The organism is Bartonella sp. MU37NMGALS (assembly GCF_042194015.1).
Classification (GTDB): Bacteria; Pseudomonadota; Alphaproteobacteria; order Rhizobiales; family Rhizobiaceae; genus Bartonella; species Bartonella grahamii.
Genome location: NZ_JBHIML010000007.1, coordinates 66368 through 80435, shown reverse-complemented (window position 1 = coordinate 80435; position 14068 = coordinate 66368). Strand labels below are relative to the sequence as shown.

The 14068-nt window shown below is 36.2% G+C and carries 9 protein-coding genes and 1 tRNA gene; 5 read left to right on the top strand and 5 right to left on the bottom strand.

Annotated elements, in window-relative coordinates; all coding sequences use genetic code 11:
- The first annotated feature begins 106 nt into the window (after nucleotides 1–106).
- A complete protein-coding gene (locus ACFIJP_RS05650) occupies nucleotides 107–559 on the top strand; it encodes a GatB/YqeY domain-containing protein (protein WP_375626178.1) in 453 nt (150 codons plus the stop codon).
- A gap of 666 nt (nucleotides 560–1225) precedes the next feature.
- Here ACFIJP_RS05650 and ubiC read toward each other — a convergent pair.
- From ubiC to ACFIJP_RS05630, 4 genes are all read right to left on the bottom strand, one after another.
- Nucleotides 1226–1732 carry a chorismate lyase gene (gene ubiC, locus ACFIJP_RS05645; protein ID WP_375626176.1) on the bottom strand — a complete coding sequence of 169 codons (507 nt, stop codon included), beginning with the start codon at nucleotides 1730–1732 and terminating at the stop codon, nucleotides 1226–1228.
- Nucleotides 1733–2810: 1078 nt separating this feature from the next.
- Nucleotides 2811–3062, bottom strand: a complete 252-nt coding sequence (locus tag ACFIJP_RS05640; RefSeq protein ID WP_375626175.1) for a GlsB/YeaQ/YmgE family stress response membrane protein — start codon at nucleotides 3060–3062, stop codon at nucleotides 2811–2813.
- A gap of 866 nt (nucleotides 3063–3928) precedes the next feature.
- Nucleotides 3929–5620 (bottom strand): Na/Pi cotransporter family protein, encoded by a 1692-nt coding sequence (locus tag ACFIJP_RS05635; protein WP_375626173.1) that lies wholly within the window; start codon nucleotides 5618–5620, stop codon nucleotides 3929–3931.
- Nucleotides 5621–5690: 70 nt separating this feature from the next.
- On the bottom strand, nucleotides 5691–6908 hold the full coding sequence (locus ACFIJP_RS05630; RefSeq protein ID WP_375626171.1) for a mechanosensitive ion channel family protein: 1218 nt from the start codon (nucleotides 6906–6908) through the stop codon (nucleotides 5691–5693).
- A gap of 135 nt (nucleotides 6909–7043) precedes the next feature.
- On the opposite strand from ACFIJP_RS05630, the gene dnaG reads away from it, so the two are divergent.
- The 3 genes from dnaG (at nucleotide 7044) to ACFIJP_RS05615 (ending at nucleotide 12416) form a co-directional block, all read left to right on the top strand.
- Nucleotides 7044–8981 (top strand): DNA primase, encoded by a 1938-nt coding sequence (dnaG, locus tag ACFIJP_RS05625; RefSeq protein ID WP_375626169.1) that lies wholly within the window; start codon nucleotides 7044–7046, stop codon nucleotides 8979–8981.
- A gap of 369 nt (nucleotides 8982–9350) precedes the next feature.
- A complete protein-coding gene (gene rpoD, locus ACFIJP_RS05620) occupies nucleotides 9351–11366 on the top strand; it encodes an RNA polymerase sigma factor RpoD (protein WP_375626202.1) in 2016 nt (671 codons plus the stop codon).
- Between the two features lie 588 nt (nucleotides 11367–11954).
- The gene (locus ACFIJP_RS05615) at nucleotides 11955–12416 is read left to right on the top strand and encodes a YcgN family cysteine cluster protein (RefSeq protein WP_375626167.1); all 462 of its coding nucleotides are present in this window, start codon (nucleotides 11955–11957) and stop codon (nucleotides 12414–12416) included.
- Nucleotides 12417–12444: 28 nt separating this feature from the next.
- Here the strand turns inward: ACFIJP_RS05615 and ACFIJP_RS05610 are convergent, their stop codons facing one another.
- Entirely contained in the window at nucleotides 12445–13188 is a 744-nt protein-coding gene (locus ACFIJP_RS05610) for an SIMPL domain-containing protein (protein ID WP_375626166.1), read from the bottom strand.
- A gap of 170 nt (nucleotides 13189–13358) precedes the next feature.
- On the opposite strand from ACFIJP_RS05610, the gene ACFIJP_RS05605 reads away from it, so the two are divergent.
- Nucleotides 13359–13435: transfer RNA gene (locus ACFIJP_RS05605), tRNA-Ile, on the top strand.
- Nucleotides 13436–14068 lie beyond the last annotated feature (633 nt).

Below are 14068 nucleotides of genomic sequence, written 5' to 3'. Positions count from 1 at the left end.
TAGCTTTTCGAAGATCGAGTCCTTAATTATTTTTTTATCCTCCATTGCAAGATGGATAAAGATTGGTTAAAAGGCGCTTTCTTCTTGAACAAAATTGGATAAATTTATGTTGCGTAACCAGATTGATGGGGCTCTTAGGGCTGCTTTGAAAGCGCAAGATAGTGCGCGTCTTGCTACACTCCGTTTAATGAATGCTGCAGTTAGGGATCGTGATATTCTTTATTATGATCAAGGGAAGTTAGAAGTGGATGATCAGCAGATACAGTCTGTTTTCACTAAAATGCTTCAACAGCGTGAAGAATTGATGCGAGTCCATAAAGAGTCTGGTTGCTTGGAATTGGCAGAGAGAGGACAAGCAGAAATAGAAGTTATTCGTGAGTTTCTTCCCTATCAACTTAAGGAGATGGAAGTAGAACAGGTCCTTTGTGAAGCTTTGGTACAAACAAAAGCTGAAAAATTACGCGATATCGGTAAGGTGATGGCATGGCTTAAGGAACGGTATGCAGGGCAAATGAATTTTTCTAAAGTGTGCAATAGTCTTCGTAAAAAATTGCAATAGATCTTATTAATTCAAGGGGATTGGAAAATATTTTTTATTGTGCTTCGCCTTTGTAAGTCAGTAGGATGTTGATAAATGTCATTTATCTTTTACATACATACTATTATCAAAAAAATATTTTTTTGAAATAAACGAATCTTTTTTGGAGCTCATAGAGCAATAAAAACATCTTTTATGTATTATATTTTACTGTTCTTCAAAGCTGTTAGATCATTAACAAAACAAAAAAATTATAGAGTTTCTACTTTTAAAAAAAAGATCTATTGTCTGCACTATTAAAAATTTTAAAATAGGATGATTAAGCTAATTGATACAGATTTCCAATTTTGGGGAGTGTGTTGTTGTCTTTTTTGCTGTTTCAAAGCATTTTTTTGATAAAGAGTTGCCGTATTTTTTAGAGTGCTGATTATTCGGCAAGAAATTTAAATGTAGATGATGTATATCTTCTTAATTCAAGCGCTGGTTTTAATGATAAGAAAATTAGAACGTTAAACGTTTTTTCTATAGAAGACATTTTTAAGCTGAGTTGATGAAATGAAAAGATATTTTGAAAATAACTCTTTGTTTGTAATGTGTTTTGAGATGATTTTGAAATTCTTTTCTCTGATTAAATCCCTTATAAGCTATATAAAATCTATAAATTATGCAGAATAAAATGAGTAACCTTTATTGGTGGGGATACAGCGGTGAATCTGTTAAAAATAGTTCAGTTAGCAACAATGGCTTACCCGTTAACCGCAAACGGGAACGGCGTGCCCATAGCACATCTTGTTGACCAATATGAATGTAATCGCGGGTTAATTGGTCATGGTTAAATAAATAATGTCCTAGAGGTACAGTTCCCAAATGCATCAAGGCTTGATTGTGTAGGAGGGTTTCTTGTGGAATTACAGTGCGTCCAAGGAGCCAAGGTTTATTATCTCCCATCAATATGATTTCACGTAGCCAATAACGCGCACTTTCGGGGAGATGCTCTGCTTCGTCTGTTAATTTATCTCGCGTAATAAAACATTCGCGTTGTGGTTGAATTTGGAGGCAGGTACAATATTTCTTTAATCGAAGCGTCATAGAGCCAGATTCCATGAGCCAATTGCGAATGTTTTCTGGTATTGGAGGATTTTGATTAGAGAGCCACTTTAGAGGCGGTAAGATGGAATCTTGAAGATCAGACATCGTTTTACTCCACAGCTAAAGTCTTATTCCATATGTTATGTTGGGTTAAGTAGATAGCTCTATTGTAATACAAGGAGTATAAAAGCAGCAAGATTTTAACAGGAAGATATCAAAGGGAAAGTCGAAAGAAAAGGTCTTTAAAAGAAGATATGCGGGAATTATATATTATAGGATTATTTTCATTAAAAAAGCAAAATAAGGTATTATGTTTTATCCAAGGCGCTTTCACAATGCGTTAGGGAAATTTCTTTATCGCATGAGCAATGGGAAAAATGTTTTGTGCTTTAAAATTCGTTTGTAACGCATATAAAAAGTCATCTATGTAAGATGATATAAAGAGAAAATTTAAAGAGAAATAAAACTTTATTTTATACTTTAGAAAGTGAAGAGATATTCAACCCTTTTGAATTGAGATGTAAAGGAGATCGTATTCTTTATAGTCAATAATTTTATAGTAAGGCATATATTTTTGAAAACTTAAAAATAGATTATATTATTGAAATTGTAATAAATTACTTCATATTAAAGAGTGTTTAGTCTTTTATAATAAATTTATATTAATATGTATTTATAATATATCTATTTTATTTCATAGATTAGAAAAAATCTCTTTATCATTTTTTGCTTACCTTCTCTGTTTATTTCTTAAGAACGCAAAAGAGCTCTTCGAGTTTTTCGGTAAAAAGGTATTGTTGATGAAGTGTATAGGCGTTAAGTGCTATGCGGTAGAATCTTTAATCATCGTTAGTGATTTTTGTAACCTTACGGATTGTTATTACAGTGAGATGAGCTAGATTTGCGCGCACGGTACGAAAATAAGTTCGTATTTCGTTAAAATAACGCAACATATCTTTCCTGATATGCGTAACTTTATATAGGTATGAAATGGTGCGTTATAAAGATCTTTACTGCATTTCGTTTTAAAATACGGTGATGGTGTATGCCCAAAATCGCAGCTTAAGCATCTCACCATCATATTAAAACTGGTGACAACGAGCTACAGGGAAATATTTCAAACTTTTCTAGTTGTTTCCCAGTTTTTTATTAAATCCCAAAAGGTGTAAAAAAAATAAACGCTCTATGATCGAATTTTTTGTCCTACCCATATAAGAATGCAGGCTCCTATAAAACCTGAAATAAGATAGCCAAGCCAACCAGCAAAACTTACACCTAAAAGACTAAAAAGAAAGCTTGCTAGCGCAGCGCCAATAATCCCTAAGATAATATTTAACAATATTCCTGTTTGGCTTTTCATAATATACTGGGCAGCCCAACCTGCAATTCCGCCGATAATAATAGCTGCAATCCAACCGATGTTTGCATCTTCCATGATACCCTCCTTTGCCTGAACTTAAATTGTAACTAGAGTAAACTTTATAAAAATCAAGATTTATCCCTTTTTTATCCAGTGGAAAGGATATTTTTGTTAGAAATTTTACTTATTATTTTCCTTTATATTTAAATAACATTCACATTTATATCATAACAATACTTAACAAGCATGAGTATATAGCACATTTTAATTTATAAATAAATTAATTATTTGAGAAACATGAATAAAAGAAGAAAATATTAGTGAAAATGTTTTAAGAAATCATAAAGTTTATTTATAAGCTTTTTAATCTCTCTCTTAAGTTTAAAAAGCAATTGTGATTTGTGATTAAAGCGATAAGTAAAATGGACATTTAAAAGTTTGGAGCTTGCCAATTGATATCAATGATGTTTGAAATGAAATTAAAACTGTTTTGTTGACACGTTATAGAATGGCTGTATAGGTTGAGCCTCTACCAATCTTGATATAAACGTTGCATTTTTGTGGGGTTTTGCATTCCTTATAGAGTATTTCTGTTTTTGCTGCTACTGCGGGGCAGTTCCTTTTTACAAGGCGAGTTTAGGTTGGAACCATCATACTCTTGACTTTCTCTTTATGTGTTTAACAGTCTTGGCTTTGAGATGATTAGGCATTTTTACGTCTTTCTTCAAGAATTCTATTCTACATGCTGCTTTGTTTATAATGTGCAAGCAAATGACTTTGAGTAATTCATCATGAATAGATTTTAAATGAAAGAAATTTACGATGCAGAAAGCTCATTTAAATTGTCAAATAATAAAATATTTTGATTAAATCAATATCTTGACCATATTCCAAATCGAGTAATCGATGTTATGTATTTCTTATTCAAGTTATTTAAAAGTTTAAGGTTTTTCTGTTTGTTCTTCAGCAGGGTTGCGTAGGCGAGAACTTTGAAGAAGTCCCTGTTCTTCTAAAATGGGGTAGATCATTGAGGTCAAAAGAGAGTTGATTTGTTTGAGGTCGCGGACAGTGTCGAGATGAAGACTGGATGATTCTACATTTTTGAGATCCCCTTCACGCAAACGTTTAAAATGTTTTAAACTCATCTCTTTTTCTAAGTTTCGTAGTTGATCTTTTTTTTGTACCAATAGGTGTGCAGTGTGTGTATCGCGTGAGACGAGAACGTTAAATGCTATATGCGCGTTGGCTAGTACAATAGCGTGGAAACGAAGGAGATCATTCCAGCCCTCGCTGCTGAACTGTAAACCTTTTTGCTGTTTCTTTTTAATCAGCATCAGCATATTATGAATAATGATATCGCCTGCTTGGTCTAATTTTATACAGGCGCCTAAAAGTTCTTGCGTTTGAAGGGCTTCTTCGTCAGATAATTTTTGTCCCGCTAATCGTGCAAGATAAAGTTTGATGGCGATATGTTTTTTGTCCAATATGGTGTTGAGTTGGTTGAGTTCACGAATAATATTGGGATCAGGATTTTCATAAAGTCCCATGATTTTTTCTAGCATGATGTCTACAAGATCACAAATATGAATGACTTCACGCATGACATTCGAGAGAGCGAGAGAGGGGCGTTCAAGAACACTGTCATCAAGAGCTGTTTGATCCGATAAATTGAGCGTTTTGTCGGCTTGCGTTTTTTTTGCACTTATATGAACAATTTGAGTGGTTAATTTTAAAACCCATTTTGAAAGCGGTATTCCAGCAAGGAGAATGAAAACATTAAAAATAATGTGAGCGTTGATCACTTGAGTAGGGGCGTTATTGCCAAGCCATGTGATAGGAGGGCGAAAGGAGAGAAATAAGGTAAGTACAAGGATTGAACCGGCCCCACGCATGAGTAAGTTTCCTAAGGGAACGAGGCGGGTATTAGGAGAGGCGTTGCGCGTTAAAAGTGGTGCTATAAGAGAAGAGCCAAAGTTGACACCAAGAACCATGACAACACAGAGTTGCGTATGGATAAGATCGTAGTTGGCAAAATTGATCAGCAAAATGATTCCTGCAATGGATGAATGTAAGAGGTAGGTTAAGCCAGCAGCCAACAAAAAAGTGGAAACAGGATCCGTTGAAAGATAACGAATGATGCTAGGCAAAATTTCGCTTTCACGTAAAGGTTCTGTCGCTGTACTTATCATCTCTAAAGATAAAATCAAAAGACCAATACCGATGACAATACGTCCTATTTGACGCCACTCACGTTTTTCTGTTGTCATGAAGATACAAGTGCCAATTAAAAGACAAAGGGGCACAACAAGAGTAAGGTCATAGGTGAGAATTTTTACAACGAGTGCTGATCCTAATTCTCCTCCACGTACAGCCATAAGTCCCGCTACTCCAGAGACAAAACCAGATTCAACGAAAGAACCAACGAGGAGCGTTATTGCTGTAGAGCTTTGTAAAATCATTGCTGTAAAAAGCCCAAAACTTACAGCAAACAATGGTTTTGAAATGACGTGGCGCATTTTATGTTTAAGCCTGTCACCATAGGCGCGTTCAATCCCAGTGCGCACCATGCGTGTGGCCCAGAGAAGTAAAGAAATAGCGCCGGCAAGATGAAGGAGTACCAATGAACCATTCATGATACTTTATTCTTTCTCTGTTGTTGAGAATATGTTTGTCTCAAAATTGATAAATTGAAGTTTGTTGTTTTTATTTCGCTTTTGCTTTTAGTACTTGATTAAAATCATAACCGCTTGGATTTTGAAAAACCTTTAGACCAAAACAGGGAAGAATGGAATAAAGGTGATCAAAAATATCACCTTGAATTTGTTCATAGTCTATCCAAACGGTGGTGTTCGTAAAGCAATAAATTTCCAAGGGTAAACCATTTTCTGTAGGAGGTAATTGCCGTGCCATAAAGGTCATATTAGGGTTGATGTTTATATGCTGTTGTAGATAAGCAAAAACATAAGCGCGAAAAGTTCCAATGTTGGTTAAACGGCGCGTATTGGCTAAGACATCATGATTTTTATCTAATTGAGCGTTCCATTGGTCAATTTCTGCTACTTTTTGTGTGAAATAATTTTCTAATAAATTAAATCGGGAAAGATATTTTTGTTCTTCTTCTGTAAGAAAATGGATACTTGATTGATCAATAAAAAGGGAGCGTTTGATGCGTCTTCCACCCGATTCTTGCATTCCACGCCAATTTTTAAAAGGGTCGGTTACAAGTTTACGGATAGGAACTGAGGTGATGGTGTTGTCGAAATTTTGAACTTTAACAGTATGCAGGGCAATTTCAATAACATCACCATCGGCGCCGAGATTGGGGATTTCAATCCAATCACCAACGCGAACCATATCAGTGGATGAAATTTGAATACCGGCAACGAGAGAAAGAAGCGTATCTTGAAAAATTAACATGAGAACCGCGGCCATTGCACCAAGACCGGAGAAGAGAATAAGAGGGGAGCGGTCAATCAATGTAGCGACCATTAAAACTGTCGCAACAGCAAAAAGTGCAATTTTAGCAATTTGAATATAACCTTTTATTGGTTTTAACCGTGCTGTTGGTCGTTGTTCGTAGAGGATATTAATGACATTCAGACAGGCAGAAATTGTCAGAACAACAAAAAAGATAATGAAGGCGTTAGCAACATTACCGATGACAGTACTGAATGCATTGGGCAATGTTGGTATAAAATTAACACCAACTGAAATAATAAAGGCTGAAATGATATCCGCTATGTATTGAATAGCATTATTAATATCCACCGTTGTATTTTTGGGGAGAAAAGAAGAGAGTTTTTTTGCTCCGTGAATAAGTAATTTTCGTCCTAGAAAGTTGACTAAAAGGGCAAATATAGTAAGAATAACAAGCCAAGAAATAGCCTCTAACCACGGATATTGAACAATAAATTCGATCACTTTTCTACTCTCCATTTCTGAAATTATATGCAGTTAAGAGTTTAAAATTTTACAACTGCTTAAGAGGAAGTATTGGAATTATGCTCTAAAGTCGTTAAATATGCAAAAAAGAATTTTCAAACTTTGTGAGAGATAATGCGTTTCCCGCCCGATTTCCTTAATGAACTGCGTACGAGACTCCCAATTTCAACAGTGATTGGTCAACGGGTGGATTTTGATCCTCGAAAAAGTAAGCCTTCACGGGGAGACTTTTGGTGTTGTTGTCCATTTCATGGTGAAAAAACGCCAAGTTTTCATTGTGATGATCATAAAGGGCGCTATTATTGTTTTGGTTGTGGTGTAAGTGGAGATATTTTTACCTTTTTGTGTGAACTTGATGGATTGCACTTTTCAGAAAGTGTAGAGCGTTTGACTGATTTTGCGGGAATGAAACTCCCTATTTGGGATTCACAAAGTCATAAACGTCAACTGGAAAAAGCTGAGCTTTATGATGTGATGAAAATTGCTACAGATTTTTTTCAATATAATTTACGCTATAAAGGAGGTACGCAAGCACGTCGTTATCTGGATGCACGTGGTGTGACACCAGAGCTCGTAGAGCGTTTCCGCATTGGTTTTGCACCGGTAAGGCGTACAGCTTTGAAAGAAGCTTTGAGTGCACGGGGCATTTCAATAAAGCAAATGGAAGAATGTGGACTTCTCACAGTGCGTGAGGAGAGTGCGGATTCTTATGACCGATTTAGAAATCGTATTATGTTTCCTATCGAAGATTTGCGCGGACGTGTGGTGGCTTTCGGAGGGCGTGCATTAGAGACAGAGACACGAGCAAAATATCTCAATAGCCCTGAAACAGTGCTGTTTCATAAAGGAAATATACTTTATAACGCGGTAGCGGCTCGCAAAAACAGTCGCTTTGTTGGCGATGAAAAAAATCATTCACTCCTTGTTGTTGAGGGGTATATGGATGTCATTGCATTGACTAAAGCTGGTTTTGAAGGAGTCGTAGCACCCTTAGGGACAGCATTAACGGAAGCGCAAATTGAGCTTTTATGGCAGATGGGGAAGGAGCCCATTTTGTGTTTTGATGGTGATGCTGCTGGTTTAAACGCTGCTTTTCGTGTTGCTGATCGTGTGTTGCCTCTTTTAAAGGCTGGGGTTTGTGTACGCTTTGTTTTGTTGCCACAAGGAAAAGATCCTGATGAAATTGTTTGTGCTGGTGGAGCACAACTTTTTTCTTCTTTTTTGCAAAAAGAAATTCCTTTGAGTGAGCTTTTATGGTGGCGTGCTACCTATGGAAAGCATTTTGAAACTCCAGAGACACGAGCAGCGCTAGAAAAACAACTAAAACAACAAATTTTTACGATTAAGGATGAAGATGTCCGTCGTTATTATTTGCAAGATGTAAAAAAACGCCTTTTTGATTTTTTTCGTCCCTCTTTTTCGAAAAAAAGGGGGGAAGGGCGATATGATCAATCTTCACCAAATAGGATCTTTAAAGATCAATCCTTTTCTCTGTTAGCAAATTCTGAAATAGTACGAAATTCTTCGCAATCTATTCCTTTGCGAGAAGCAGTGATTTTACTCACTTTAGCTTACTATCCTGAGTTGTGGTATGAAAATTTTGAAAATCTTTCTGAGTTAGAATTAAAAAATACTCAATTGATGTGCTTTCATCAAGCTATGTTGGAAATTCTTGGGAATCAACAGCTTCATGATAAGGAGACGATGGTTGCGCTCTTAGAAAAAAGAGGGCAAAAGGCTCTGTTAGAGCGTATGAAACATCTTGTGCAAAATATTGGTATGCATATTATTTTTGGTAGAGCTTCTATAGAGGATGCACGTGCGATATTAAAACAAGCTGTCTACTTGCATCTTCAAGAACACCACCTACATAAGAGATTACAGGATATTAAAGAGCAACTTGTAGAAAATCCTAAGAGTGAGGTTTTTGATCTGCTTCGTGGGGTAAAAAATGAGCTGGAGCAGATGCAGGCAACAGAAGCGTTAATTGAAGGGTTTGGAAGTTGGTTGGATGAAAAAATAGACGGGAATACACAAGATACGATAAAATGATTCGCTTTTTTAATGCGAATCAGTCAGTTAAATTTTAGATGAGGAAGTTTATGGGAGTGACATTTTCATAAAGATGGCAATTAAATTTTAGGAAAAGCGGGAAATTGGTTCTTACGATAGGGTACAGAGATTATCTCAGAAGGGCTGAGAGGTGTCGGGGAAACTTCTGGAGTTTTCCCGCGTTTTTGTCTGGATGTCAAGTTTGTCTGGATGTTAAGGCGTATACAAAATGTATTCTTTCCAATAGTAATCTCTTAAAAGGAAGTATATATGAGAAACTATTGGTAGATTTTAGTGAGAGCAAAAAAACTGGTCACATGGAAACTATGGTTACATGGAAACTGTGAAGTGGTCGAGTGGAGTTATGGTATGGCAACAAAGGTTAAACAGAAAGATAGTGCAGAAGTAACAAGCCAAGCAAGTTTGGATGGTCCTCTTCTTGATTTTTCTGATGATGCCATCAAGAAAATGATTAAACTTGCCAAAAAAAATGGTTACGTAACAATGGATGAACTCAATGCTGTTCTTCCTTCTGACGAGGTTACATCCGAACAAATTGAAGATATCTTGGCGATGTTCTCTGAGATGGGGGTTAATGTTGTGGATGATGAGGATGAAGTTGAGTCTGAAAATTATGAAGAAGAAGTTACAGTAGAGGGTGGTGATTTAGTAGAGGCCTCTAGCCACGCAATTGCAACGACAACGAATAAACGCGAAGTAACAGATCGTACGGATGATCCGGTGCGTATGTATTTGCGTGAAATGGGAGCTGTTGAGCTTCTTTCACGGGAAGGTGAAATTGCCATTGCTAAGCGTATTGAAGCAGGGCGTGAGACAATGATTGCGGGACTTTGTGAGAGTCCTTTAACTTTTCAGGCTCTTATTATATGGCGTGACGAGTTAAAAGAACAGCGTATTCTTCTGCGTGAAATTATTGATCTTGAAACGACTTATGCTGGTCCAGAAGCAAAGCAGGCTCCTGTTATTGAGCGAAGTGAAGTGAATAAGACAGAAGAAGAAAAAATGTCTTCTGGTATACGTAATATGGGGGAGAGCGCAGGAGAGAGAAACATTGAAGACGATGATGAAGAAGACGATGACGATGTTAACTTATCGCTTGCTGCAATGGAAAATGAACTTTGTCCTCAAGTTATGGAAACATTGGATTTTATTGCTCAAACCTATGTGAAATTACGAAAATTACAAGATCAGCATGTTGAAAGCAGTTTGGCAGAGCGTAAAGAGGGGGCCCTTACATCTTCTCAGAAGAAGAAATATATTCAATTAAAGGGTGAGTTGATTCAAGCAGTAAAATCTCTTTCTTTAAACCAAAATCGTATCGAGGCTTTGGTTGAACAGCTTTATGACATCAATAAGAGATTGATTCATAATGAAGGTAAGCTGAAACGGATTGCCAACAGCTATGGTATTGGCCATGAGGATTTTTTAAAAGAATACCAAGGGCGTGAATTGGACGCAGATTGGATGAATTATATTGCTGCTTTGCCTACACCTGGTTGGAAAGAATTTTCGATGCGTGAAGCAAAAGAAATCCAAAAACTGCGAAGTGAGATACAAAATCTTGCGCAAGAAACGGCTATTTCGATTGGTGAATTTCGTCGGATTGTTATGCAGGTGCAGAAAGGTGAACGCGAATCAACAATTGCGAAAAAGGAGATGGTAGAATCTAATTTGCGTCTTGTCATTTCAATTGCAAAAAAATACACTAATCGTGGTTTGCAGTTTCTTGATCTTATTCAAGAAGGCAATATCGGTTTGATGAAGGCTGTGGATAAGTTTGAATATCGGCGCGGCTACAAGTTTTCAACTTATGCAACATGGTGGATTCGTCAGGCGATTACGCGTTCAATTGCTGATCAGGCGCGTACGATTCGAATCCCTGTTCATATGATTGAAACAATTAATAAAATCGTTCGTACTTCGCGTCAGATTCTCCATGAAATTGGACGAGAACCAACACCAGAAGAATTATCTAGCAAGCTTTCTATGCCGTTAGAAAAAGTGCGAAAAGTTCTTAAAATTGCAAAAGAACCCATTTCACTCGAAACGCCCGTTGGTGATGAAGATGATTCCCATTTGGGTGATTTTATTGAGGATAGGAATGCGTTATTACCAATTGATGCAGCTATCCAAGCTAATCTGCGAGATACGACAACACGCGTTCTTGCTTCATTAACACCGCGGGAAGAACGTGTTTTGCGGATGCGTTTTGGAATAGGGATGAATACAGATCACACGTTGGAAGAAGTAGGACAACAATTTTCAGTTACAAGAGAGCGTATTCGTCAGATTGAAGCAAAGGCACTTCGTAAATTAAAACATCCTAGCCGTTCACGAAAATTGCGCAGTTTTCTCGATTCTTAAATAAAGGAATTCGTGTTCATTTTCATTTTAATAAATCCCTCTTTCTTCTTAATGAAGGGGGAAGTGTGTTGCCATTGCATTTGGATGCTTTTTTGAGAAAAATATAGGAAAAATTTGAATAATCTAGAAAGTGTACGATTCCTTAGCTTTGGAATTTTGTATTCCTCTGTCTGAAAATAACAGATGTAGGGCAAAGACTGGTGTGCTAGTCATTAAAAAAATGAAAGATAAAACATTATCTTGCGTGTAGAGACTCGTTTCTTAAGAAATGGGATCTGATAAGAATAAACTTATATTGCAACATACGGACTTTTTGATGAGAAATGTGTATTATTTGCGGAATTTTTTTATCATTTTAGGTGACGCATTTTATTCTTTGTCAGTTTATAAAAGGATATTTCAGTAGATTATGTTCATTTATATGCGCTATTTTTTGAATATTCTCTTTTATTCAGATAGATTAAAAAAAATGGTTTAAAGTATATATTGAGTTGAATCTTTTTAAGAGACAGAAATAGATAAAATTATAGAAATTAAACGTTTCATTTTTTATAGATCGTCTTAATTAAAAAAGGTGTGTCTGAGTTTATGAGTGGAGAACTTCCCTTTTGGAAAGTAAAAAAATTAGAAGAGATTTCCATTTCTGAGTGGGAGAGCCTTTGTGATGGCTGCGGGCGTTGTTGTCTCCATAAAGTTGAGGACGATGATACGGGTGACCTTTATGCAACCAGCATTGCTTGTCGTCTTTTAGATGGAGAAACTTGCAGGTGTCGAAATTATGCCCATCGTAAATCAATTGTACCAGATTGTATATCTCTAGACATTACAACAGTTAAAACAGCGCGTTGGCTTCCAGAAAGTTGTGCTTATAGATTAATTTATGAGGGAAAAGATCTTCATTGGTGGCATCCATTGGTATCAGGAGATTGCCAGACAGTACATACAGCGCATATTTCTGCACGCGGACAGATAGAGGTTTACGAAGACGAATTATTATCTGAGGAAGATTATCTTCATCACATTACTGGTCTTCTATGTAAAGGCCAGTAATATGATTTTTTATACAACAGTTTGTGACTTAATCGATCGCAAAGACGACAGTGACGCTCACATTATAATTTAATTCACCACCTGCAAAATTTGTATTTGCGTAGCTTGCATCTGCTGCTCTACTCATGAGACGTGGTGTTGGGTGGTAGTAATCATCCTTTTCATTGATTTCAATAATTTTTCCTAATTTTAAATTTGCTGCTTGCGCTATCGTTTGCGCTTTTTCAATGGCTTCAGTAATGGCTTTTTTACGTGCTTCTTGATAAAATGGCTTTGTATCTGCGTTGGTAAAAGTAATGCCGTTAACTGAATTAACACCTAGAGTCATCGCTTGATCAAAGATTTTACCAGCATTGGCAAGATCACGAATGCGCACGGTTAAAGAATTTGAAACATGATAGAGTTTTTCATTATTCTTTTTTTCGTGGTGTTTATCAGAAGTCGACTGATAAATGGATAAACCTGATGTTTGCAAATCATTTGCTTGGATGCCATTGTTTTTAAAAGCTTGTATAATATCATTGATGGATTGATTATTGGAAGCTAATGCCTTTTGGGCAGTTTTGTCATAGGTAACAACGGCTAGATTAATAATTGCCATATCCGGTGCAGCTTGACTTTCCCCGATTGCAGTCACTGTAATCGTTGCATTTTTTATTTTATTTTCCCCAGCATAAGCACGTATAGTCAATGATGTGGCTAAGAGTGTAAATGCTAATATAACTGCTTTAACTAGAGACCCCTTCAGTGGTTGAATTTTCTTTTCTATCATATCTATTCCTTCATATTTATCAGTTAACTATTCTCTCATTTTTAAGAGTTCTTGTAAAGAAATTAGGGCACTGAAAAAAAAACCAATAGAAAAGAGAAAAAGATGGGTTATAATCTTTGTCAGCTCTTGTATCATAGGGCATTTTAGTTTAGAGAGAAACAACCTATGTGGGGCCTGTAGCTCAATTGGTTAGAGCCAGCGGCTCATAACCGCTTGGTTGGGGGTTCGAGTCCCTCCGGGCCCACCAATAGGGAAATAGCCAATAGAAAAATGGATAGCTTATATGAAGTTTTGAGATTTTACCTTTTTCGTTTTTTTATTTATTTTCCTGTTTTTTCTAAAATCCTTTGTCATTGTTTGTTGCAGTTTTTTCTATCAGTCACTTTAATATAAAGTGATGGTATGCTTTTTAGTCTCATCAAAGAAGTGCTCTCATTTGCAACATTGTAGCATTTGGATTAACTGATATGCATCGCTATTTACTTTCTTAATTCATATACTGTTTGGTACTTTTTCTGTATAATGTTCTTCATAAAATAGAAGGCTAAAAGCTTCATTGGATAAGTTTATTTATGCTTGTTCTGCAAATAAACAGATCTCAATAAGATCAATTTTAAAGATTGTACCTGTTCAGAACAAATGGCTCAAAAAACATTTAGTATAAATTTGCTTTTTTCTGAGTAATATTAATGTCTTTTAGACGTTCGAATAGCATTATCGTGATGAAAGGGTGTATATAAGAGAATGTGATCCATAGGTGTTCATATATAATATCATGGGGTCAACGATGATAGCATTTGTTGATATTTTCTTTTTTCCAAGAGAGGCGTTCTATTTGATTTTTGAGAAATATTGTTCATAATAACGTGGTGTGTTCTCT